Raw genomic sequence first — 21603 nt, forward strand, 5'->3', positions numbered from 1 at the left:
CGTGGTTCTGGTCGGCCGGAAACCCACGGCGGGGCATCACCGCCGGCCCGGTCGACTGGATCGATCCTAGTGATCGCCGGCCGTCCCGGCCGGCCCGTCGAAGCGCCGTCGCGACGGCGCGCGACGCCGCCGTCCGAAGCGAACGGGCGCTTCCGTGCCGGTGGATCGCCGGTGTCACACCACCCGGCGTGGCCGCCGCCCAGGTCGGTGCGGGAGACTGGCAGGCATGGCTGCCCGTGGCTTCCCTTACACCGACCTCAAGGACTTCCTCGCGGCGCTGGAGCGCGCGGGCGAGCTGCGGCGGGTGAGCGCGCCGGTCGACCCGACCCTGGAGATGAGCGAGATCGTCACCCGGACGGTCCGCGCCGGCGGCCCGGCGTTGCTCTTCGAACGACCGACCCGGGGCGAGATGCCGGTGGCGATCAACCTCTTCGGCACCGAGAAGCGGATGGCCATGGCGCTCGGCGTCGAGAACCTCGACGAGATCGGCGCGCGCATCGGCAACATGCTCAAGCCGGAACTGCCGATGGGTCTCTCCGGGATGATGGACGGGCTCGGCAAGGTCCGGCAGCTCACGTCGATGCCGCCGAAGAAGGTCAAGACCGCCCCCTGCCAGCAGGTGGTCTACCGCGGCGACGACGTCGACCTCAACCGGCTGCCGGGGTTGCAGGTCTGGCCGGGCGACGGCGGGATCTTCCACAACTTCGGGCTGACGCACACCAAGCACCCGGAGACCGGCAAACGCAACCTGGGGCTCTACCGGTTGCAGCAGCACTCGCCGAACACCATCGGCATGCACTGGCAGATCCACAAGAACTCCACGGCGCACCACGCGGTCGCCGAGCGGCTCGGGCAGCGGTTGCCGGTGGCGATCGCCATCGGCACCGACCCCGCGGTCGCCTACTCGGCCAGCGCGCCACTGCCCGCCGACATCGACGAATACCTGTTCGCCGGGTTCCTGAGCGGTGAGCGGGTCGAGATGGTCGACTGCCTGACGGTTCCGTTGCAGGTGCCGGCCCACGCGCAGATCATCCTGGAGGGCTACATCGAGCCGGGCGAGCGGCTCCCGGAGGGCCCCTTCGGCGACCACACCGGCTTCTACACCCCGGTGGAGCCCTTCCCGGTGATGCACATCGAGTGCATGACCACGCAGCGCGACCCGGTCTACCACTCGATCGTCACGTCGCAGCCGCCGCAGGAGGACCACGGCCTCGGCAAGGCCACCGAACGCATCTTCGCGCCGCTGCTGCGCTTCCTGATCCCGGACATCGTCGACTACGACCTGCCCGCCGCCGGGGTCTTCCACAACTGCGCGATCGTGTCGATCCGCAAGCGCTACCCGAAGCACGCGCAGAAGGTGATGAACGCGATCTGGGGGGCGCACATGATGTCGCTGACCAAGCTGATCGTGATCGTCGACGAGGACTGCGACGTGCACGACTACAACGAGGTGGCGTTCCGCGCCTTCGGCAACGTCGACTACGCCCGCGACCTGCTGCTCACCGAGGGCCCGGTAGACCACCTCGACCACGCGTCCTACCAGCAGTTCTGGGGCGGCAAGGCGGGCGTGGACGCGACCCGCAAGCTGCCGACCGAGGGCTACACCCGGGGCTGGCCGGAGGCGATGACCATGGCCCCCGAGGTCGTCTCCCTGGTCGACAAGCGCTGGAAGGAGTACGGAATCTGATGGCCACCGCCGTCGAACCGGTGCAACGGCCGGGCCGGGTCAAGTCGTTCCTCAAGCTGGTGGCGATCGAGCACTCCGTGTTCGCGCTGCCGTTCGCCTACCTGTCGGCGTTGACCGCGATGCAGGTACACGGGGGGCGGGTGCGGTGGGGGGACCTGCTGCTGATCACCGTGGCGATGGTCGGGGCGCGGACGTTCGCGATGGCCGCGAACCGGATCCTGGACCGGCGCATCGACGCGCGCAACCCGCGTACCGCCGCCCGGGAGCTGGTGACCGGGGCGGTCAGCGTCCGGACGGCCTGGACCGGCGCGGCCGTCGCGCTCGTGGTCTTCCTCGCCGCCGCGGCCCTGCTCAACCCGCTCTGCCTGGTGCTCGCACCGCTCGCCGTGGTGCCGCTGGTCGTCTACCCGTACGGCAAGCGGTTCACCAACTGGCCGCACGCCATCCTCGCCCTCGCCCAGGCCGTGGGCCCGGTCGGCGCCTGGCTGGGGGTCACCGGCACGTTCGACGGCTCCTGGCCGGCCTGGCTGCTCGGCGTGGCCGTGGGCCTCTGGATCGGCGGCTTCGACCTCATCTACGCCTGCCAGGACGCGGAGGTCGACCGGGAGATCGGCGTGCACAGCGTGCCGGCCCGCTACGGGCTGCGCTTCGCGCTGCACGCCTCCACCGTCGCGCACTTGGTGACGTTCGCGCTGTTCGTCTGGTTCGGGGCGCTTGTCGGCTTCGGCTGGCTCTGGTGGATCGGGCTGGCGGTGACCGCGCTCGCCTTCGGCTACCAGCACCTGGTGGTCAGCCCGACCGACCTGAGCAAGGTCAACCGGGCGTTCTTCACCTCGAACGGGTTCGTCGGCATCGCGCTGTTCGCCTTCGCCCTGCTCGACCTGGTGGTGCGGCTGGGGCTGCGCGCCTAGCGCCCCGCGGCGCTGGACGTCGCGGCGTTCAGCTCCGGAACGCCGGATACCTGTCGCTCTCCAGTGACCAGTCGATCGTCGCGCGCACCGAGCGGCCGATCCCCTCCACGTGGGCGGCCACCGCCGGGTCCAGCTCCGGGCCGAACGACGGGACCGTGGCCCGCAACTCCATGAACCGCCGCATCGCCGTGCGCCAGCGGGCCACCACCGCCGCCACGGCCTCCTCGTCCGACAGGCGCTGCTCCCGGGCGACGGCGAGCACCAGGTTGTGCCCGCCCGAGGTGGCCCGGTCCGTCTCCAGCGACACCAGGTCGTTGAACCAGGAGAGCAGGTCGTTGCCGGTGGCCGCCAGTGCCCGTAGCGCCGGGTGGTGGTAGACCGGGTCCGGCAGCGCCTGACCGGTGACGAACTCGATCATCGTGTACGACACGTACGCCGCCGAGGTGGCCCGGCGCAGCGCGACGTACTCGGTGACGCCGGGAGCGTGACCCCGGGACTTGTTCTCCGCCTCCACCCGGTTGCCCGCCAGGTGGTGGGCGACGGCGTCGACGAAACGCCGCTGCCACGCCGGCGGCATCCGGGCCTGCGGCGCCTGCCAGGCGTCCGTGAGCATCCGGCGCAGCGGCCCCCGGAACCCCGCCGGCCGGGCACTGGGGCCGTGACGCAGCACCCGCAGCACCCCGGCCCGCAACGCGGCGACCTCCGCGCCGCTGGCGCCGTGCGGCCCGTCGCAGGCGTCGTCGAGCAGGAAGAACCAGGTCCAGAGGGCGGCGACCGTACGCAGGTCGGCGGCGCTGGCGTCTGGGTAGAGCCGGCCGGTGTACCAGGCGACCCGACCGGCGTCCAGCCGGCGCAGGGCGAGGTCGTCCAGCGGCAGGTCGAAGCGGCGGACCCAGCCGGCCAGCCACTCCTGGGTCGCCTGGGCGTGCGGGGAACACCGGGCGGGGAGGGGACACTCGGCACGTAGGGTGCGGGCTGCCGCCGCCGTCATCGGTCGTACCGCCCCTCCGGTCGCTGCCCAGCGGTGATCCTCCGGTCCGAGCATGTCAGAAATCGGGTGCCGGTGATGTCCCCCGTGGGCCGGGACGACGCGCACGGGCGGGGGTCGCGGCACGGCGCGCGCCCCGACCAGGCAGGCTGGTGGCATGCGCGAACCATGGGTGATCGGAGTCTCCGGGGCGTCCGGCACGCCGTACGCGGCGGCCGTCGTGCGGGCGCTGCTCGACGCGGGCGAACCGGTGGACCTGATCGTGTCCCGGGCCGCCCGGCTGACCGTCCTGGACGAGACGGGGCACCCGTTCCGGGACGGGCACTGGGCCGACGACCTCGCCGCCTGGTTGGGCCGCGACCTCGCCGACGCCGACGTGCGGCACTGGCCCGCCGGCGACCTGGCGGCCGGCCCGAGCAGCGGCTCGTACCGGGTACGTGGAATGGCGGTGGTGCCGGCGAGCACGGCGGCCTGCGCCGGCATCGCGATCGGGCTCTCCAAGGACCTGCTGCAACGGGCCGCCGAGGTGAACCTCAAGGAGCGCCGGCCGGTGGTGGTGGTGCCCCGGGAGACGCCGGTGACCCGCAGCCACTTGGAGCACCTCATCGCGCTGCACGACGCGGGGGCGGTGGTGCTGCCGGCCAGCCCCGGCTTCTACGGTGCGGGAGCGGCGGCCTCCGCCGCGCAGCTCGTCGACTTCGTGGCCGGCAAGGTGCTGGACGCCCTCGGCGTGGCGCACACGCTGTTCCGTCGCTGGTCCGGTGAGCTGGGCGCGGCGCGGGACTGACCCGGTCCGGCCCACCGGAACGCGGACCGGAGCTGGCGTCCGGCCCGCGCGATGATCCGCACCAATCAGTACATGCCCGCGTTGGCCGGGCCCGGCCCGGTCGAGGCGGCCGGCCCCGCGTTGCGCGGCTTGCCGACGTCTTCCGCCTCGTCCAACATGCCCTCCCCCTCAAGCAGGGCCCGCACCTCGGATTCCCGAAATCGGCGATGCCCGCCTGGAGTCCGGATACTGCCTATCCGGCCCGCCGCTGCCCAGCGCGTCACCGTCTTCGGGTCAACCCGAAACAGCGCGGCGACTTCACCCGGTGTCAGCAGGCGATCTCCAGTGTCCACAGCCCCCTCCTCGCGTCGACGAAGCCCTCGGCTGAACACACTGCCCCCGGCCGGTGCGAGCCCAGAGCCGTCATGAGGGACGTATGGCAATTACAGCACCAGCGACCTGGGCTGTCCGCCAAACGCGAAAAACGCACTGAGTGGGAAGTTAGGAAATATTACCTGCGTACGGCTCCCTTGACCGGGGGTTTGTCAACGACTACCCGCTGTCATGTTCAACGCCCGCCCGGTGCCCGACGTTACGTCCGGCCCGCTAGGGTCACACTCCGTGGACGCCATCGACCTGCGCCTCGTGGAGCTGCTGCGCGGCAACGCCCGCCTCTCCTACGCCGAGTTGGCCCGACAGGTCGGCCTCTCCCCGCCGGCCGTGCACGAGCGGGTCGGCAAGCTGGAGTCCAGCGGGGTGATCCGGGCCTACCGGGCGGAGGTGGAGCCAGAGGCGATCGGCTTCGCCGTCACCGCGCTCATCGGGATCGTCGAGGATTCCGGCGGGGACACCGACGACGTGTTGGAGGCGTTCCGGCAGATGCCCGAGATCGAGTCCTGCTACTTCATGGCCGGCGTCGAGTCGTTCACGCTCAAGGCGCGGGTCGGCACCATCGCGGAGTTGGAACAGCTCATCGTGCGACTGAACCGCACCCCGGGCGTCGCCTCCACCCGCACCGGCATCGCCCTCTCCACCAAGTGGGAGAACCGGCCGCAGGCCCCGGTGCCGCCGACCGCGTGACCCGCCGTCGTCGGCCCCGGCCGCGGGGGTGGCCGCCGGGCCGCCGGTGATCCGCGTGCCGGCGGCCCTGGCGCTCGGTCGTCCGGCGGCGATAGCGTGCGCCGATGACGAAGCCAGCACCGGGAACGGCGGTGGTCACCGGCGCGGCCGGCGGCCTCGGTCGGGCCATCGCCGCCGCCCTGCACGCCGACGGCTGGCCGGTGCTGCTCACCGACCACGACGCCCCGGCGGCGGCCCGGGCCGCCGGGCCGCTGGGCGGCTGGTCCCGCCAGCTCGACGTACGCGACGAGGACGCCTGCGCGGCCGTCGCCGCCGAGGCCGCCGCCCGGGGCGGGCTCGGCCTCTGGGTGAACAACGCCGGGATCCTCGTCACCGGCCCCTCGTGGGAGCAGGACGCGGCGACCCGCCGCCGGGTGCTCGAGGTCAACTCCCACGGCGCGATGAACGGCACCCTCGCCGCGCTGGCCGTGATGCGGGCCCAGGGGCACGGGCACGTGCTCAACGTCGTGTCGCTCGCCGGCCTGGTGGCCGCGCCCGGCGAGACCGTCTACGCGGCCAGCAAGCACGCCCTGCTCGCCTTCAGCGTCGGCACCCTCGCCGACCTGCGGCTGGCCGGGCACCGGGGCGTACACGTGTCGTGCCTGTGCCCGGACGGGATCTGGACGCCGATGCTGCACGACCGGCTCGACGAGCCGGGCGCCGCGGTGTCCTTCACGGGGACGCTGCTGACCCCGCAGCGGGTGGCCCGCCGGGCCGCGCGGCTGGCCCGACGGCCCCGCCCGGTGGTCAGCATCCCCCGCTGGCGCGGCGCGCAGGTCCGGCTCCTCGACGCGCTGCCCGGCGTCGCGGTGCGGCTCGCCCCAATGATCCTCGCCGCCGGCCGGGCCGGTCAGCGCCGCCAGCGCCGGCGGACGGGGGCCGAGCCGCGATGAGCGGGCTTGCTAGGTTGCGGACGTGACTCATCTCGAGCGGTGCGACGAGGCCAGCCGGCGCTGGGTGACCGAGGCGATCGCCGCGGTCGAGGCGGACGCCAACCGCTCCGCCGACACCCACCTGCTGCCGTTCCCGCTGCCCCGGGCCTGGGGGATCGATCTCTATCTCAAGGACGAGTCGGTGCACCCGACCGGCTCGCTGAAGCACCGCCTCGCCCGCTCGCTCTTCCTCTACGGGCTCTGCAACGGCTGGATCGGCCCGGACACCACGGTCGTGGAGGCGTCCTCCGGGTCGACGGCGGTCTCCGAGGCATACTTCGCGCGGATGCTGGGGCTGCCGTTCATCGCGGTGATGCCCGCCTCCACCTCGCCGGAGAAGATCGCCCAGATCGAGTTCCAGGGCGCCCGCTGCCACCTGGTGGACGACCCGGCCAAGGTGGTCGTCGAGGCCCGCTGGCTGGCGGAGGACTCCGGCGGCCACTTCATGGACCAGTTCACCTACGCCGAGCGGGCCACCGACTGGCGGGGCAACAACAACATCGCCGAGTCGATCTACGCCCAGCTCGCCCTGGAACGGCATCCGGTGCCGGTGTGGGTCGTGGTGGGCGCGGGCACGGGCGGCACCAGCGCCACCATCGGCCGGTACGCCCGCTACCAGCGGCTGCCCACCAAGCTGTGCGTCGTCGACCCGGAGAACTCCGCGTTCTATCCCGCCTGGCTGGCCGCCGACTGGTCGGTGCGCACCGGCCGGGGCTCCCGCATCGAGGGGATCGGCCGGCCGAGCGTGGAGGCGTCGTTCCTGCCCTCGGTCGTCGACCGGATGGTCCAGGTGCCCGACGCCGCGTCGCTGGCCGCCATGCGCGCCGGTTCGGCCGTGCTCGGCCGCCAGGTGGGCGGCTCGACCGGCACCAACCTGTGGGGCGCCTTCGGGCTGATCGCGGAGCTGCTCGCGGAGGGCCGCACCGGCTCGGTGGTCACCCTGATCTGCGACGCCGGTGACCGCTACGCCGACACCTACTACTCCGACGACTGGGTGGCCGCCCAGGGGCTCGACCTGGCCCCGCACCTGGCGACGATCGAGCGTTTCCTCGCCACCGGCGCCTGGCCGGCCTGAGCGTGGCCCGGCCCGAGCCGGCGGCCGGGCCCGGTCAGCGCGGGCCGACGCGCTCGGCCAGACCCGGGTAGCGCACCACGTAGCCGTCGCCGTCGAGGTCGATGTCGGCGGTGAAGGTGTCGCTGGAGAACCGGACCCGGCCGGGGCCGCGCGGCGTGTAGACCTGCTCGGCGGCCACCACCACGAGGCTGGGCACCAGCACCCAGGCCACGTCGATCCGGTGCGGCATGTCGGCGGCAGCGCCGGCCAGCCCGAGCCGGCGCACCGGCAGGGCGTTGAACAGCGCCGCGCCGCCGAGGTCGACGTCCAGCGCCCCGGCCAGCCGGTCCGGGTCGTCGGTGCCGGGCAACCCGACCGGCGGATGCCCGGCCGCCCGCAGGGCCGCGTCCAGGTCACCCTGCTCGGCCGTACTCACCCGCCATCCGTCGGTCAACCGCTCCAGGCGTACGCTCCGCAGCCAGCCGGCGCCCTCCGCCTCCACCTCGACCCGCGTGGTTGCCCAGCCGGGGTCGGTGGCGAGCTGGTAGCGGCAGGTGTGGGGAATCGGGTCGACCGCCGTCACCGTTCCCCGCGCGGTCAGCCCCCGGGCGTCGTCGAGCAGGGCGTGTTCCGCGCCCGGGGTGTCGGTCCGGGCCCAGAAGAGCGACTTCGGCATCGGCATGAGCCGGACGTTACGCGACCCGGCGGGCGCCGGCAGCGGATGCCGGAACGCCGCCGCGGGACGTGGCCCGCGACGGCGTTCGGAGGTGACGCTGAATGATCAGTGGGTACGCGCCGGCGGACGCCCGCCGAAGCCACGCCGCTCGTCGCGTCCCCGGTCGTCGGACCGGAAACCGCCCCGCTCGCCGGTGCCACGGCCCTCGGCCGGCCGGTCACCGTAGCGGCGCTCGCCCTGCGGCCGGTCCCCGTAGCCACGTGCCTCGCTGGTCCGCTCGCCGTAGCCGCGTCCCTCGGCGGGCCGGTCGCCGTAGCCGCGTCCCTCGGTGGGTCGGCCGCCGTAGCTGCGGTCGCCCTGCGGCCGGTCGCCGTAGCTGCGTCCCTCGGTGGGTCGGCCGCCGTAGCTGCGGTCGCCCTGCGGCCGGTCGCCGTAGCTGCGTCCCTCGGTGGGTCGGCCGCCGTAGCCGCGGCTCTCGCTGGGCCGGCCGCCGTAGCCGCGGTCGCCCTGCGGCCGGTCGCCGTAGCGGCGCGGGCCGCCCGCCCGGTCGTTGCGGCGCGGCTCCTCGGGCTCGAGGCGGACCGGGACGCCGCTGGGCTCGCGGGCGCCGATCAGCTCGGCGAGCGCCGGATCGCCGAGGCGGACCCGGGTCTCGGCCGGCGCCACGCCGGCCTTCTCCAGCATGGCGAGGGTGGTCCGCCGCTGCTTCGGCAGCACCAGCGTGGCCACCGCGCCCGACTCGCCGGCCCGGGCGGTACGCCCCGCGCGGTGCAGGTAGTCCTTCGGGTCCTTCGGCGGGTCGACGTGCAGCACCAACGAGACGCCGTCGACGTGGATGCCCCGCGCCGCCACGTCCGTGGCGACCAGCACGTTCATCCGGCCCTCGCGGAACTCGGCCAACGTGCGGGTACGCATCCGCTGGGTCTTGCCGCCGTGCAGCCCACCCGCCCGCACACCGACGGCGGCCAGCTGCTCGACCAGCCGGTCGACGCCGAGCTGGGTCCGGGCGAAGACCATCGTCCGCCCGTCGCGGGCCGCGATGGACGCCGTGACCGGGAACTTCTCGTGCGGCGGGATCAGCAGCATGTGGTGGTCCATGGTGGACACCGAGGCCGTGGACGGCGCGGTGGAGTGCGTCACCGGGTCGGTCATGAACCGCTTGACCAGCGCGTCGACGTCGCCGTCCAGGGTGGCCGAGAAGAGCAGCCGCTGGGTGCCGGCCGGCGTCTTCGACAGCAGCTCGGTGACCTCGGGCAGGAAGCCCATGTCGGCCATCTGGTCGGCCTCGTCGAGCACGGTGACCTCGACGTCGTCCAGGCGGCAGACGCCACGGGCGATGAGGTCTCCCAGCCGGCCCGGCGTGGCGACGATGATCTCCACGCCGCGCCGCAGGGCGTCGATCTGCCGGTCGTAGGGCACGCCGCCGACGGCGGTCTTCAGGAACACGCCGACGGCCTTGCCGAGCGGCACCAGCGCGTCGTTGACCTGCATCGCGAGTTCCCGGGTGGGCACCAGGATCAGCGCCCGGGGGTGCAGCGGCCGGGCCCGGTTGCGGCCGGCCACCAGGGCCAGCAGGGGCAGGCCGAAGGCCAGGGTCTTGCCGGAGCCGGTCTGGCCCCGACCCAGGACGTCCCGGCCGGCGAGCGCGTCCGGCATGGTGGCGCGTTGGATCTCGAACGGGGCGGTGATGCCCTGCCGGGCGAGCGCCTGGACCAGCGGCTGGGGCACGCCCAGCGCGGCGAAGTCGATGGCCTCGGGCGTGGCCGGGGTGGCCGGGTCCTGCGGGGTGACGTCCCGCTCGGCGGCGGTCTGCGCGTCGGCGGTGTCGTGGGCGGACGGGAACGTGCTGGGTTCAGCGAAGGTCGTCAAGAAATGCCTTTCGAGCGGGGCGCATCTTCGCGATGGCCTGCCGCAGCTGAACGCCGCCGAATCGCCCGCAAGATCGCCCATGGGCGCGCAGGGCGCGCCGGGTCAGTGATCTGCACCAGTGTACGGCGATTGGCCGAACCCGCCACCGGGCCATCGACGGGTAGTGGGCGGGCTCACCGTCGAATCACCCGACTCACGTGTTCAGCGCACCGCCGATCACTTCGCCCAACGTGTCGTTCGCGAGCAGGACGACCAGCACGCCGATCGCCACCAGCACCCCCAGCGCGGCGGCCAGCACGACCACCACCTTGGTCGTGCTGGACCGCCGTTCGGTGGGGGTCTCCGTCCAGCCCTGGGCCAGGATGTGCCCGGTCAGCGACCCGGAGTTCTCCACCGGGTCGCTGGGGAACGAGATCGTGTTGAAGCCCGGGCTGCCGGTGCCCGCGCCGTAGATCGTGCCGAGGTCGCCCCTGCCGCCGGGGCGGCCCGCGCGGCTGCCCTCGGCCTTCCCGGCGCGCGGGGTGCCGCCGCCGGTGTTTCCGGCGGCGGAACCCGTGCCGTAGGAGCGGCCGGCCGGCCCGGCGCCGCCGGACCGGCGGTCGGCCGGGGTGGCCGGTGCCGGCCAGGCCGGCAGCGCGGGAGCGGGCACGACCGGCGCCGAGACCGGAGGTGCGGAGGCCGGCGTTGTCGGGAACGGCGGTATGGAAGCCGGCGGTGCGGGGGCCGGCGGTGCGGGGGCCGGCGGTGCGGGGGCCGGCGGTGCGGAGAACGGCGGCGCGCTCGTGACCGGGGTCGGCACCGGGTCGGTGGCCCGGGTGGCCGTGAGGGGTGGCGGCGGGAACGGCGGTGCCGGCGGCGGGCCGGGCGGGGGTGGCGGTGCGGGCACCGGTGGCCCGGGTGGCGGCGCGGGCGGACCGGGCATGGGCGGGACCGGTGCCGGCGGCCTGGGCCCGGGCGGCGTCGGCACCGGCGGGTACGGGCCGGGCACCGGGACGGGTTCAGGCTCCGGGGCCGGTGGCACCGGGGCCGGGGCTGGCTCGGGCTCCGGGACCGACGGGGTCGGTGGCGGGGTGGGCTCCGGGTCGACCGGCGCCGCCCGGTAGATCCTGGCCTCGCCCGTGCGGGAGCGGACGGACCCGGCCTCGTCGGCCGACATCCGCCTCATCCCGGGCACGGCGGCACTGGCCCGCGCCCCCGCCGCGCCCCGCTGGCCGGGAACCGCGGCGGCGACCGGGGTGGGCGACGCCGCCGGGGTGGCCGTGCCAGCCGCCCGGTAGGTGGTGCTGGCTCCCGGGCCGGCCGGCGGTGCGGCATCGCCCTCGCCGGGCGCGGCGGCGGAAGCCACGGAGACCCGGCCCCGGGCCGGTGCGGCGGGCTGTCGGCGTACGTCGGCGTCGGGCGTCGGGGCACCCGGGGAGTCGGCCCCCTTCGTCGCCCCGCCGTCTGGGGCGGTCCCCGTCGGGCCGCCGACGGCTGTCGCGGTATGCGGTGCCTCGGCACCGCTCCGGTCGGGCGCGGATCCGTGGTCGACCGGCTCTGCCGGAACCTCTTGCTCGGCCATGCTCGCCCTCCGCGCACGCTCGCGCCCGCGTCCGAGTCGTCGGACCGGGCGTGCCTGACTGTCACCGTGCCACATTCCGGCCCGGCGGCACAGCCGGAGTGCGTTCCGGGCGGCGTCACCGCGGGATGTTCGACCGGCCCGCCGGGGCCGGTTCCGGCGTCACCCGGTCAGCGGCACCGGGAACGACCTGGCGACCCGGTCAGCTACCGGCGTTCGCCGGGGCGCTGCCCGCCGGGGCGGACCTGCTCGTCGCCGTGGTCGGCGCCACACCGCCGGTCGAGGTGCCCGGGGACGTGGTGGCCGGCGTGGTCGGCGTGGCCGTGGCGGAGCCGGTGGGCGATGGCGAGGTCGACGGGCTCGGGGAGGTGGGGCTGGGGCTGGCGGGCGGCTTCGGGCTGGCCGGGGGCTTCGGGCTCGCCGGCGGCTTGGGGCTGGCCGGCGGCTTGGGGCTGGCGGGTGGCTTCGGGCTAGCCGGCGGCTTGGGGCTGGCGGGTGGCTTGGGGCTGGCGGGTGGCACGGTCGGCGTGGTGGCCGGCGCAGGCACCGCACCGACGACGCGGGTGGCGGCGTAGAGGCGGGACCAGCGCACGGTGGAGATCTTGACCACGTCGCGGGCGTTGGGCGAGTGGATCATCTTGCCGCCGCCGACGTACATGCCGATGTGGTGGATCGTGGTCCAACTGCTGCCGGAGGCGAAGAAGAGCAGGTCACCGGGGAGCAGCGCCGTGCGGGGCACGGAGCGCGAGCGGGTGGCGCGGTACTGGTCCCGGGAGACTCGGGGCAGCCCGTAGTGGCCCGCCGACCGGTAGGCGGCGTAGATGAGGCCGGAGCAGTCGAACCGGTGCGGCCCCTCGGCGGCCCAGAGGTAGCGGTCGCCGAGCTGCGCCTTCGCGTACGCGACGGCCTTCAGCGCCGTGGGGTGGGCGGCCAGGCCGTTGGCGGTCTCGTTGCCGAGGTAGCTGGCGCCGAGGCGCTGCTCGGCGGCCTCCTGCTGGCGTTCGATCAGGACGAGCTGCGCGGCGTTGTCCCGCCGCAGCTTGTCGAGCTGCTTCTCGGCCTCGCGGAGCACCTTCTCGCCGGCGGTGTACGCCGCCCTCGCCCCGTTGCGGCGGGCGTCGGCCGAGGCCAGCGCCTGGCTGGCCGCCTGCTCGCCGGCACGGGCCCGGGACAGGCCGCCCTCGGCGGCGGTGGTGGCGCCCTCGGCCTTCTCTCCCCGGATGAGCCGGGAGAGCCGGCTCAGCTCGTGCAGGTCGTTGGCGAACTCGCCCGGCGGAAGCGCGGCGGCGGCCTTGAACGCCCCCGCGGCGGCGGCGTCGGCGCCGTCCTGGGCGCGGGCCAGCGACTCGCGCGCGGCGGCGAGGTCGCGCTCGGCGGTGGCGCGCTGGGCCTCGGCCTCGGTGCGCTGCTGCTCCAGCAGGAGCTGCTGGTCGCGGAGCTGCCCGACCCGGGCCTCGGCGGCGTAGACCTGGGCCGCGAGTGGGCCGGTGCCGACGTTGCCGGCCGGCAGGCCGGGAACCGTCCCCGGCACGCCGGGCACCGTCCCGGGGAGGCCGGGGACGCCGGGCACCGTGCCCGGGAGGCCGGGCACCGTGCCGGGGACGCCGGGGACCGTGCCGGGCTGGCCGGGGATCTGGAGCTGGCCGGTGTAGGCCGGGCGGGACCCCGTGTCGGGAATGGTCGTGGGCAGCGACGGGTCGGCCTGGACCGGGTTGGCGAGCACCGTGGCGGCGATCGCACCGAGGAGGGCCGACCAGAGCGCCGGGCGGAGCACCGGCGAGATCACCGGGTGCCGTCGTCGCTGATGTGGCCCGCGCCCGCTGTCGACCATTCCGCTCCCCGTCCGGCGTGACTCGCCGCGCCGGGTGGGCGCGGCAGTGGGACGCTACCAGCGTGTGGCGAACGTCCCACCCTGTCTTACCGCATACAGGCAGCGATGTCGATGCGTCGGCGGGTAACAGGAGGCTGTGAGTTCGGTGAGCCCGCGCACGGGGACCGACCGTGCTGCGGCGGCGTCGGCGGGCCGACGTACGCTCGATTCCTACCCGCAGGTGGAAGGGACGTGGCTTTCGATGGACGCCGGACTCAAGCGTGAGCTCGAAGCGAAGGTGTACGCCGGCGAGCGGCTGACCCGCGAGGACGGGATCGCCCTCTACGACAGCGACGACCTCGCGTGGCTGGGCCGGCTGGCGCACCACCGACGCACCGAGCTCAACGGCGACCGGGTGATGTTCAACGTCAACCGGCACCTCAACCTGACCAACGTCTGCTCCGCCTCGTGCGCGTACTGCTCGTTCCAGCGCAAGCCGGGTGAGAAGGACGCCTACACGATGCGCATCGACGAGGCGGTCCGCAAGGCCAAGGAGATGGAGGACGAGCAGCTCACCGAGTTGCACATCGTCAACGGCCTGCACCCGACCCTGCCGTGGCGCTACTACCCGAAGGTGCTGCGCGAGCTGAAGGCCGCGCTGCCGAACGTCAAGCTCAAGTGCTTCACCGCGACCGAGGTGCAGTGGTTCGAGAAGATCAGCGGGCTGAGCGCCGACGAGATCCTCGACGAGCTGATGGACGCCGGCCTCGAGTCGCTGACGGGCGGTGGCGCGGAGATCTTCGACTGGGAGGTCCGCCAGCACATCGTCGACCACGCCTGCCACTGGGAGGACTGGTCGCGCATCCACGCGCTGGCGCACCGCAAGGGCATGAAGACCCCGGCGACGATGCTCTACGGCCACATCGAGGAGCCCCGGCACCGGGTCGACCACGTGCTGCGGCTGCGTGAGCTCCAGGACGAGACCAACGGCTTCGCGGTCTTCATTCCGCTGCGCTACCAGCACGACTTCGTCGACTCGGCGGACGGCAAGATCCGTAACCGGATCCAGGCCCGCACCACGATGGCCTCCCCGGCGGAGTCGCTGAAGACCTTCGCGGTCTCCCGGCTGCTCTTCGACAACATCCCGCACGTGAAGAACTTCTGGGTGATGCACGGGCTCTCGGTGGCCCAGCTCTCGCTCAACTTCGGCGTGGACGACCTGGACGGCTCCGTCGTCGAATACAAGATCACCCACGACGCCGACTCGTACGGCACCCCGAACACGATGCACCGGGACGACCTGCTGCACCTGATCTGGGACGCCGGTTTCCGGCCGGTCGAGCGGAACACCCGCTACGAGGTGGTCCGGGAGTACGACGCCCCGCCGGCCCTGGCCGAGCGCCGGGCCGAGCCGCAGCAGGTCTGGGCCTGAGCCGCCCCGTATCCTCGAAGCCCATGACCGAGCAGCAGGGCGGGTTTCCCCGCCGGGACGCCGAGGGGCGCATCCTCACCCTGGGCGACCTGCTCGGGGTGAGCCTGGCCGGCCTGGTCATCGGCGTGCTGGCGGTGGCGTTGTTCGACTGGGCGTTCGCGCTCATCGGCAGCGGTGACTTCGGGCAGGCCAACGGCTGGCTGGCCATCATCCTGCCGGCCTGGCTGTTCTGGGACGACTTCCGCGCCTGGGAGTTCGGCGCGGCCCGGGTGGTGACGGCGCTGGCGGCCGGCGCGGTGGGCGTGCTCGCCGGGTTGGTGGTGGCGGGCCTCGCCGCCGGGCTGCCGCCGCTGGTCTCCGGCGGGCTGGGCGCGGCGACGTTCACCGTCGGGTACGCGGTGATCTGGTTCCACGGCGTCCACTGGCTGGCCCGCCGGACGGGCTGAACCTGTCGCCGGGAGTCCGGCGGCGGAGAACGGAGTGCGGAACGTGAGCGCGGCGGTCAAGTACACGCTGGGCCGGCTCGGGTTGTTCGTCGCCGTACTGGCGGCCCTCTGGCTGGTCGAGCTGAACATCTTCATCAAGCTGATGGTGGCGCTGGCCTTCTCGGCCGCCCTGTCGTTCTTCCTGCTCAAGGGCTGGCGGGACGAGATGGCCGAGGAGATGGCCACCGCCGCCGAGCGCCGTCGCGGCGAGAAGGAGCGCCTGCGCTCCGCCCTCGCCGGCGAGGACCAGGACCCGCAGGCGCCCGACGCGCCGAAGTGACCCGAGGGCCGGGCGGCCCGCGCCGCTGACCGGGGGCCGGGCGGCCAGCGCCCGCAGCGTCGACCGAGTGCCCGGCGGCCCGGGCCCGGTGGCCTGAACCGACCGGGGGTCCGCGTCGCCCGGCTCAGCCGGCGACGCGGACCCCCGGTCGTTCTGGTCGGTGTCAGGTCACCAGTTGGTGGAGCCGGAGACCTTCGGCCACGGGAGCTTGTCGGGCTTGATCAGGTAGACGACGCCGCCGGACGCGCCGGACACCCCGCCGCTGGCGTTGGTCCGCTTGGTCCGCAGCCAGATCTGCTCGAACTGCTCGCGCTTGTAGACGTTGCGCACCGCGTCGTTGCTCGACGAGGCCGGGTCGTTGACGATCACGTCGCCGTCGGCGGTGAAGCCGACCACCACGAACAGGTGCCCCGAGGTGCCGTAGCCCGCCCCGTCCAGCTCGCTGGCCATGAAGGACTGGCTGGTCACCACCGGAATGCCGGCGGCGATGAAGCGCTCCACCTCGTCCAGCGAGTGCAGCCGGGTGACCCGCGCCTCCAGGCCGGGGTAGCTGGCCGCGTACGCGGTGTTGAAGGGCCAGTTGCCGGCGCCGTCGTACTGGTAGTCGTAGGTCATCCGGGCGGCGTGGTTGACCGTCGGGTCCGGGTAGGTCGGGTCGACCCAGGAGGTGTCCTCCTCGGACGCCTTCCGGCCCCAGTACTCGATCACCATCGTGCTGGAGGTGGGGGAGCACCAGGCCTGGCCGCCACCGTCGTACTCGGGGTAGTGGCCGGCGTGGACGTTCTGGGAGTAGCGGGGCACGGCGAGTTCCTTGCCCCAGGCGATGCGGCCGGCACTCGGGGTGACGGTGAACCGGTCGGGCACGTTCGAGCTCATCGCGCCCACCGTGTGCACGACCGGTGCGGCCCGCTGGCCCGGCGCCCGGTAGAGGGTGAGCCGGAGCTGGTAGTCGCGCAGCAGCACGCCGGCGGAGGCGTCGTCGATGCTGAACGTGTCGGTCCAGATGGTCGACCAGGGGTCGCCCTGCCTGTCGACGCTGGTGCGCTTGATGTCCGCGTCACCGGAGGCCCAGCGGCCCATCACGTACCACTTGGTCTGGGTGCCGGTGTTGTAGGTGCCCTGCATCTCGACCTGGATCCAGGTGCCGGCCGGGGTCTCGGCGTTCCAGGAGGCGATCAGCTCGGTGGCGTCGAAGCCGATCCGGGTGACCGGGGAGGTCCAGGTCGCGTACTCCCAGCTCCGGGTCGTGCCCGTGTGCGGGTCGGTGTAGTCCGTGGTGCCGAGCGGCCGGTCCAGCGTCACGCCCGGCTGGCGGCCGGGGACGGCCCGCGTGCCGGCGTGGGTGCCGCGCCGCCAGTCGGGGTAGCGGGACCAGTCCTGGAAGGTGATCTGCTCGTCGTGGACCACCTGTCGGTTGGCGGCCGGGGCCGCGGCGGGCGCGGCTACGGCGGGGGCCGCGGTGCCGAGCAGGGTGAACGCGGTGGCGGCCGCGAGGGCGGCCGTACGCAGGCGTGTCTGGGCCATGGGTCCTCCGCAGGGACTGACGTCGTTTGCCGGTCAGTGTCCCGTCCGGAAGGAACTTTCGCCAGAGGTCGGGAGCCGGAAAATCATTGCCGGTGTGAGGATCCGGATGACATGCAACTGGGCAGCGACGAATGTTGATATGACCATGTGACGGATGGTGGAGTGTCCTCCACCGAGCGGGATCTTCCCCGCCCTCCGAGGAGGTTGTCCATGGCCCTCCGCAAGCCCGCCTTCCGCCGTCGCCTGGCGCTCGCCGTCGCCATCGGGTTCGGCCTGTTGACGGTCGCCGCCGCGCCGGCCGCCGCCCGACCGGCCCCGGACCGCGCCGCCGAACCCGCGGCGGCGTCCTACCGGGTGCTCGGCCCGCGCACGGTCGCCGACCGCACCGCCGTCGCCGGCACCGGGGCCGCCATCGACCTCGTCGAGCACGGTGTGCTGAACGTCTCGGCCACCCCGGCCGAGGCGGCGGCGATCACCCGGCTCGGCTTCCGGCTGGAGGCGGTCCCCGCCGCGCCCGCCGACGGGCACAGTCACGCCGAGGGCGACGTCGGCACCGCCGCGTTCCCGCCGGCCGACTCCAACTACCACGACTACGCCGAACTGACCGCGGTGGTCAACAAGGTGGTCGCCGACCACCCGTCGATCGCCCGCAAGATCAGCATCGGTTCCTCGTACGAGGGCCGCGACCTGATGGCGGTGAAGATCTCCGACAACGTCGCCACCGACGAGAACGAACCGGAGATCCTGTTCAACTCGCAGCAGCACGCCCGCGAGCACCTGACCGTCGAGATGGCGATCTACCTGCTCAACCTCTTCACCGACAGCTACGGCACGGACTCCCGGATCAGCGGCATCGTGAACACCCGGGAGATCTGGATCGTGCCCACCGTCAACCCCGACGGCAGCGAGTACGACATCGCGACCGGCTCCTACCGGTCCTGGCGCAAGAACCGGCAGCCCAACAGCGGCTCGACGGCCGTCGGCACCGACCTGAACCGCAACTGGTCCTACCAGTGGGGTTGCTGCGGAGGCTCGTCCGGCTCGACCTCGTCGGAGACCTACCGGGGCCCGTCGGCGTTCTCCGCGCCGGAGACCCAGGCGCTGCGGAACTTCGTCAACAGCCGGGTGGTCGGCGGCACCCAGCAGATCAAGGCCAACATCGACTTCCACACGTACTCGCAGCTCGTGCTCTGGCCGTTCGGCTACACGTACAACAACACCGGCACGGGGATGAGCGCCGACCAGTACAGCACCTTCGCCACGCTCGGCCAGCAGATGGCGAACACCAACGGGTACACCCCGCAGCAGTCCAGCGACCTCTACATCACCGACGGGGACAGCATCGACTGGATGTGGGGCCAGCACGGCATCTGGGCGTACACGTTCGAGATGTATCCCGGCTCGGCCTCCGGCGGCGGCTTCTACCCGCCCGACGAGGTGATCCCCGCGCAGACCTCCCGCAACCGGGAGGCGGTCCTGCTGATCAGCGAGTACGCCGACTGCCCGTACCGGGTCATCGGCAAGCAGACGCAGTACTGCGGCGGTGGCAGCGGCACCACGGTCTGGTCGGACACCTTCGAGACGGCCACCGGCTGGACGATCAACCCGAACGGCACCGACACCGCGACCCTCGGGGTGTGGGAGCGGGGCGCCGCCCAGGCGACCAACTCCAGCGGGGCGAAGCAGCTCACCCCGTACGCCGGCGCCAACGACCTGGTCACCGGCCGGCTCGCCGGCACGGCGGCCGGCGACCACGACCTGGACGGCGGCACCACCAGCGCCCGGTCGCCGGCGGTGACCCTGCCGTCGAGCGGCACGCTGACCCTCTCGCTGGCCTGGTACCTGGCCCACGGCTCGAACGCCTCGTCGGCCGACTACCTGCGGGTGAGCGTGGTGCACAGCGGCGGCACCACGGCCCTGTTCACCCAGTCCGGGGCGGCCAGCAACCGCAACGGCGCGTGGGCGGTGTCGAACGCCAACCTCACCCCGTACGCCGGTCAGTCGGTGCGGATCCTCGTCGAGGCGGCGGACGCCTCCGGCGCGAGCCTCGTCGAGGCGGCTGTGGACAACGTCACCATCACCAGTTCCTGAGCCGGTGGGGCCCCGTTCCACCCCCGGCGGGGCCCCACCACCCGCCAGCAGGCGTCGATCCAGGGCGTGTCGCTGCCGTTGATCATCAACGGGCGGCGATACCCCCTGGATCGACGAGGCACGTCCGGGGCGTGCGCTACGGTTCTACCGACCACGCGCAGCGAAGTCGGTGCGAAACCGGCGCTGTCCCGCAACTGTGATGCCCCACCACCTCCGGCCGAGCGCCGGGGCGGCGGGGACGAGCCAGGTCGCCTGCGTCCGTGGTCGCGACACGCGCTCTCGAGGAAGGGCGCCTCGCCCACGGGCGCCTGGGCACCCTGTCGGCGAAGCACCACGCTCCTCGACCGACAGGAGGACCGATGTTCAGACGTACCCCCCGGCTCTTCGCGGCGACCCTCGTGGTGGCCGCGCTCGCCCTCGGCGCGTGCGCCGAGAAGAGCTCCGACGACACCCCTGCCACCGGCGCGAGCTCGGCGGGCGTCGCCTTCCCGGCGACCGTCGGCCCGCTCACGCTCCAGAAGCGGCCCGAGAAGATCGTCTCGCTCTCACCGGCGGCCACCGAGATGCTCTTCGCCATCGGCGCCGGCAAGCAGGTCACCGCCGTGGACGACCAGTCGAACCATCCGGCCGACGTGCCGAAGAGCGACCTGTCCAGCTTCTCGCCGAACGCCGAGGCCATCGCCGGCAGGAACCCCGACCTGGTGGTGCTCTCCGACGACCGCAACAAGATCGTCGAGCAGCTCGGCGCGCTCAAGATCCCGGTCTACCGCACCCCGGCGGCGACCACCCTCGACGACACCTACCGGCAGCTCACCGAGCTGGGCACCCTCACCGGTCACGTCACCGAGGCCGCCGACGTGACCGGGCGGATGAAGGACGACATCGCCAAGTTGGTCGCCGACCTGCCGAAGCGGGCCGAGAAGCTGACCTACTTCCACGAGCTGGGCCCGGAGCTCTACACCGCCACCAGCAAGACCTTCATCGGCTCGATCTACGCGCTGGCCGGCCTCGAGAACATCGCCGACGCGTCCGACGCCGACGGCAAGCAGGGCGGCTACCCGCAGCTCTCCCCGGAGATCATCATCAAGGCCGACCCGGACTTCGTCTTCCTCGCCGACACGAAGTGCTGCCAGCAGAGCGGGGCGACGGTCGGGGCGCGCGGCGGCTGGGGCGGCCTCACCGCCGTCAAGAACAACCAGGTCGTCGCGCTCGACGACGATGTGGCCTCCCGCTGGGGACCCCGCGTGGTGGACCTGCTCCGCGTGATCGTCGACGCGATTGCCAAGGTTCCCGCGTGACCCGCACCGGTCGATGAAGGTCCACTCCACGCCGGCCCCGCCCGCCCGGCCGGCCGGGACGCTCACCGCGTCCCGGCCCGCCGGGCTGCGGCCCCGCTGGCTGGTCGCCGGCGTCGCCGCCGTGCTGGTCGCCCTGGTCGCCGGGGTGTCCCTCGGCCCGGTCAGCCTGCCCCCGGGAAGCGTCGCGGCCGAACTGCTCAACCTCGTCCCCGGCGTGAGCCTCGACAGCGGGCTGACCGAACGCGAGATCGCCATCGTCACCGAGCTGCGGCTGCCCCGGGTGGTGCTCGGCCTGCTGGTCGGCGGCCTGCTCGCCCTCGCCGGCGGCTGCTACCAGGGGGTGTTCCGCAACCCGCTGGCCGACCCGTACCTGCTCGGCGTGGCGGCCGGTGCCGGGCTCGCGGTCACGGCGGTGATCACCCTCGGCGCCGGGGCGGGCGGGGCACTGACCGGGCTGCCGCTGACCATCCCGCTGGCCGCGTTCGTCGGCTCGATCGGCGCGGTGGCGATGACGTACCTGCTCGGTGCGTCCGGCGGGCGTGGCCGCTCCACCGCCACGCTGATCCTCGCCGGGGTGGCCGTCTCCGCGTTCCTCTCGGCCGGGCAGACCTACCTGCTGCAACGCGAGTCCGACAACATCCAGCAGGTCTACTCCTGGCTGCTCGGGCGGCTCGCCACCGCCGGCTGGCACGACGTGCGGCTGGTGTTGCCGTACTTCCTGGTCACCGCCCTGGTGGTGCTGCTGCACCGGCGGGAGCTCGACGTGCTCTCCGTCGGCGACGAGGAGGCCACCAGCCTCGGGCTGCACCCCCAGCGGTCGCGCTACCTGCTCATCGCCGCCGCCTCGCTCGGCACCGCCGCCGCCGTCTCCGCGTCCGGCCTGATCGGTTTCGTCGGGATCATCGTGCCGCACACCGTCCGGCTGCTCGCCGGATCGAGCTACCGGGTGATCCTGCCGCTCTCACTGCTCTTCGGTGGGGCCTTCCTGGCCCTGACCGACGTGGTGGCCCGCACCGCAGCCGCCCCGTCGGAGATCCCGATCGGCGTGGTCACCGCGCTGCTCGGCGGGCCGTTCTTCGTGCTGGTCCTGCGTACCTCCCGCCGGATGCTCGGGTGAGCGCGG

At 73.5% G+C, this 21603-nt stretch carries 20 protein-coding genes and 1 riboswitch; of the genes, 13 read left to right on the forward strand and 7 right to left on the reverse strand.

Features of this window, described 5'->3' with window-relative positions; translation table 11 throughout:
* Positions 1 to 226: 226 nt before the first annotated feature.
* Both ACQ452_RS01520 and mqnP read left to right on the forward strand, forming a co-directional pair.
* Complete coding sequence (locus ACQ452_RS01520; protein ID WP_433389225.1) at positions 227 to 1687, forward strand: menaquinone biosynthesis decarboxylase; 1461 nt, start codon at positions 227 to 229, stop codon at positions 1685 to 1687.
* Positions 1687 to 2598: a menaquinone biosynthesis prenyltransferase MqnP gene (mqnP, locus tag ACQ452_RS01525; RefSeq protein WP_433389226.1), complete on the forward strand. Its 912-nt coding sequence runs from the start codon at positions 1687 to 1689 to the stop codon at positions 2596 to 2598. Before ACQ452_RS01520 ends, mqnP begins: the two co-directional genes overlap by 1 nt.
* 28 nt (positions 2599 to 2626) lie before the next feature.
* Here the strand turns inward: mqnP and ACQ452_RS01530 are convergent, their stop codons facing one another.
* Positions 2627 to 3589, reverse strand: a complete 963-nt coding sequence (locus tag ACQ452_RS01530; RefSeq protein WP_433389227.1) for a terpene synthase family protein — start codon at positions 3587 to 3589, stop codon at positions 2627 to 2629.
* Between the two features lie 154 nt (positions 3590 to 3743).
* Between ACQ452_RS01530 and ACQ452_RS01535 the strand changes: the two genes are divergently transcribed.
* A complete protein-coding gene (locus ACQ452_RS01535; RefSeq protein WP_433389228.1) occupies positions 3744 to 4373 on the forward strand; it encodes a UbiX family flavin prenyltransferase in 630 nt (209 codons plus the stop codon).
* 65 nt (positions 4374 to 4438) lie between these two features.
* Here ACQ452_RS01535 and ACQ452_RS01540 read toward each other — a convergent pair whose 3' ends face one another.
* Positions 4439 to 4705 (reverse strand): BldC family transcriptional regulator, encoded by a 267-nt coding sequence (locus tag ACQ452_RS01540; RefSeq protein ID WP_089002465.1) that lies wholly within the window; start codon positions 4703 to 4705, stop codon positions 4439 to 4441.
* A gap of 268 nt (positions 4706 to 4973) precedes the next feature.
* Here ACQ452_RS01540 and ACQ452_RS01545 point away from each other — a divergent pair, with 268 nt between their 5' ends.
* From ACQ452_RS01545 to ACQ452_RS01555, 3 genes are all read left to right on the forward strand, one after another.
* Entirely contained in the window at positions 4974 to 5432 is a 459-nt protein-coding gene (locus ACQ452_RS01545; RefSeq protein ID WP_433389229.1) for an Lrp/AsnC family transcriptional regulator, read from the forward strand.
* 104 nt (positions 5433 to 5536) lie between these two features.
* Positions 5537 to 6364: an SDR family NAD(P)-dependent oxidoreductase gene (locus ACQ452_RS01550; protein WP_433389230.1), complete on the forward strand. Its 828-nt coding sequence runs from the start codon at positions 5537 to 5539 to the stop codon at positions 6362 to 6364.
* 22 nt (positions 6365 to 6386) lie between these two features.
* Complete coding sequence (locus ACQ452_RS01555) at positions 6387 to 7478, forward strand: PLP-dependent cysteine synthase family protein (RefSeq protein WP_433389231.1); 1092 nt, start codon at positions 6387 to 6389, stop codon at positions 7476 to 7478.
* A gap of 34 nt (positions 7479 to 7512) precedes the next feature.
* Here the strand turns inward: ACQ452_RS01555 and ACQ452_RS01560 are convergent, their stop codons facing one another.
* From ACQ452_RS01560 to ACQ452_RS01570, 3 genes are all read right to left on the reverse strand, one after another.
* Positions 7513 to 8133, reverse strand: a complete 621-nt coding sequence (locus tag ACQ452_RS01560) for a putative glycolipid-binding domain-containing protein (RefSeq protein ID WP_433393931.1) — start codon at positions 8131 to 8133, stop codon at positions 7513 to 7515.
* A gap of 105 nt (positions 8134 to 8238) precedes the next feature.
* Positions 8239 to 10002 carry a DEAD/DEAH box helicase gene (locus tag ACQ452_RS01565; protein WP_433389232.1) on the reverse strand — a complete coding sequence of 588 codons (1764 nt, stop codon included), beginning with the start codon at positions 10000 to 10002 and terminating at the stop codon, positions 8239 to 8241.
* A gap of 193 nt (positions 10003 to 10195) precedes the next feature.
* On the reverse strand, positions 10196 to 10651 hold the full coding sequence (locus ACQ452_RS01570) for a hypothetical protein (RefSeq protein ID WP_433389233.1): 456 nt from the start codon (positions 10649 to 10651) through the stop codon (positions 10196 to 10198).
* 469 nt (positions 10652 to 11120) lie between these two features.
* Here ACQ452_RS01570 and ACQ452_RS01575 point away from each other — a divergent pair, with 469 nt between their 5' ends.
* Positions 11121 to 11279 carry a hypothetical protein gene (locus ACQ452_RS01575; RefSeq protein ID WP_433389234.1) on the forward strand — a complete coding sequence of 53 codons (159 nt, stop codon included), beginning with the start codon at positions 11121 to 11123 and terminating at the stop codon, positions 11277 to 11279.
* A 483-nt stretch (positions 11280 to 11762) separates the two neighbouring features.
* Here ACQ452_RS01575 and ACQ452_RS01580 read toward each other — a convergent pair whose 3' ends face one another.
* Positions 11763 to 13391, reverse strand: coding sequence for an NlpC/P60 family protein (locus ACQ452_RS01580; protein WP_433389235.1), 1629 nt, complete (start codon positions 13389 to 13391; stop codon positions 11763 to 11765).
* 241 nt (positions 13392 to 13632) lie between these two features.
* Between ACQ452_RS01580 and mqnE the strand changes: the two genes are divergently transcribed.
* The 3 genes from mqnE to ACQ452_RS01595 are packed head-to-tail and all read left to right on the forward strand — an operon-like array spanning position 13633 to position 15567.
* Entirely contained in the window at positions 13633 to 14802 is a 1170-nt protein-coding gene (gene mqnE, locus ACQ452_RS01585) for an aminofutalosine synthase MqnE (RefSeq protein ID WP_433389236.1), read from the forward strand.
* 23 nt (positions 14803 to 14825) lie between these two features.
* Positions 14826 to 15248, forward strand: coding sequence for a hypothetical protein (locus tag ACQ452_RS01590; RefSeq protein ID WP_433389237.1), 423 nt, complete (start codon positions 14826 to 14828; stop codon positions 15246 to 15248).
* A 43-nt stretch (positions 15249 to 15291) separates the two neighbouring features.
* Positions 15292 to 15567, forward strand: a complete 276-nt coding sequence (locus tag ACQ452_RS01595) for a DUF4229 domain-containing protein (protein ID WP_433389238.1) — start codon at positions 15292 to 15294, stop codon at positions 15565 to 15567.
* A 168-nt stretch (positions 15568 to 15735) separates the two neighbouring features.
* Here ACQ452_RS01595 and ACQ452_RS01600 read toward each other — a convergent pair whose 3' ends face one another.
* A complete protein-coding gene (locus tag ACQ452_RS01600; RefSeq protein WP_433389239.1) occupies positions 15736 to 17091 on the reverse strand; it encodes a C39 family peptidase in 1356 nt (451 codons plus the stop codon).
* 210 nt (positions 17092 to 17301) lie between these two features.
* On the opposite strand from ACQ452_RS01600, the gene ACQ452_RS01605 reads away from it, so the two are divergent.
* The 3 genes from ACQ452_RS01605 (at position 17302) to ACQ452_RS01615 (ending at position 21597) form a co-directional block, all read left to right on the forward strand.
* Positions 17302 to 19182: a M14 family zinc carboxypeptidase gene (locus tag ACQ452_RS01605; protein ID WP_433389240.1), complete on the forward strand. Its 1881-nt coding sequence runs from the start codon at positions 17302 to 17304 to the stop codon at positions 19180 to 19182.
* Positions 19183 to 19347: 165 nt separating this feature from the next.
* Positions 19348 to 19430, forward strand: a riboswitch (cobalamin riboswitch).
* Between the two features lie 111 nt (positions 19431 to 19541).
* Entirely contained in the window at positions 19542 to 20480 is a 939-nt protein-coding gene (locus tag ACQ452_RS01610; RefSeq protein WP_433389241.1) for an ABC transporter substrate-binding protein, read from the forward strand.
* Between the two features lie 13 nt (positions 20481 to 20493).
* Positions 20494 to 21597 carry a FecCD family ABC transporter permease gene (locus tag ACQ452_RS01615; protein ID WP_433389242.1) on the forward strand — a complete coding sequence of 368 codons (1104 nt, stop codon included), beginning with the start codon at positions 20494 to 20496 and terminating at the stop codon, positions 21595 to 21597.
* Positions 21598 to 21603: the final 6 nt, after the last annotated feature.

Origin of the sequence: Micromonospora sp. KLBMP9576 (genome assembly GCF_050941805.1) — a bacterium.
Taxonomy (GTDB): Bacteria; Actinomycetota; Actinomycetes; order Mycobacteriales; family Micromonosporaceae; genus Micromonospora.

Excerpts from the sequence above, each read along its gene's own strand:
- ACQ452_RS01535 (WP_433389228.1), top strand. The coding sequence starts at position 3,744 with ATGCGCGAACCATGGGTGATCGGAGTCTCCGGGGCGTCCGGCACGCCG.
- ACQ452_RS01590 (WP_433389237.1), top strand. The coding sequence starts at position 14,826 with ATGACCGAGCAGCAGGGCGGGTTTCCCCGCCGGGACGCCGAGGGGCGC.
- ACQ452_RS01580 (WP_433389235.1), bottom strand. The coding sequence starts at position 13,391 with ATGGTCGACAGCGGGCGCGGGCCACATCAGCGACGACGGCACCCGGTG.
- ACQ452_RS01530 (WP_433389227.1), bottom strand. The coding sequence starts at position 3,589 with ATGACGGCGGCGGCAGCCCGCACCCTACGTGCCGAGTGTCCCCTCCCC.
- mqnP (WP_433389226.1), top strand. The coding sequence starts at position 1,687 with ATGGCCACCGCCGTCGAACCGGTGCAACGGCCGGGCCGGGTCAAGTCG.
- ACQ452_RS01610 (WP_433389241.1), top strand. The coding sequence starts at position 19,542 with ATGTTCAGACGTACCCCCCGGCTCTTCGCGGCGACCCTCGTGGTGGCC.
- ACQ452_RS01520 (WP_433389225.1), top strand. The coding sequence starts at position 227 with ATGGCTGCCCGTGGCTTCCCTTACACCGACCTCAAGGACTTCCTCGCG.
- mqnE (WP_433389236.1), top strand. The coding sequence starts at position 13,633 with ATGGACGCCGGACTCAAGCGTGAGCTCGAAGCGAAGGTGTACGCCGGC.
- ACQ452_RS01605 (WP_433389240.1), top strand. The coding sequence starts at position 17,302 with ATGGCCCTCCGCAAGCCCGCCTTCCGCCGTCGCCTGGCGCTCGCCGTC.
- ACQ452_RS01560 (WP_433393931.1), bottom strand. The coding sequence starts at position 8,133 with ATGCCGAAGTCGCTCTTCTGGGCCCGGACCGACACCCCGGGCGCGGAA.
- ACQ452_RS01600 (WP_433389239.1), bottom strand. The coding sequence starts at position 17,091 with ATGGCCCAGACACGCCTGCGTACGGCCGCCCTCGCGGCCGCCACCGCG.
- ACQ452_RS01615 (WP_433389242.1), top strand. The coding sequence starts at position 20,494 with ATGAAGGTCCACTCCACGCCGGCCCCGCCCGCCCGGCCGGCCGGGACG.
- ACQ452_RS01550 (WP_433389230.1), top strand. The coding sequence starts at position 5,537 with ATGACGAAGCCAGCACCGGGAACGGCGGTGGTCACCGGCGCGGCCGGC.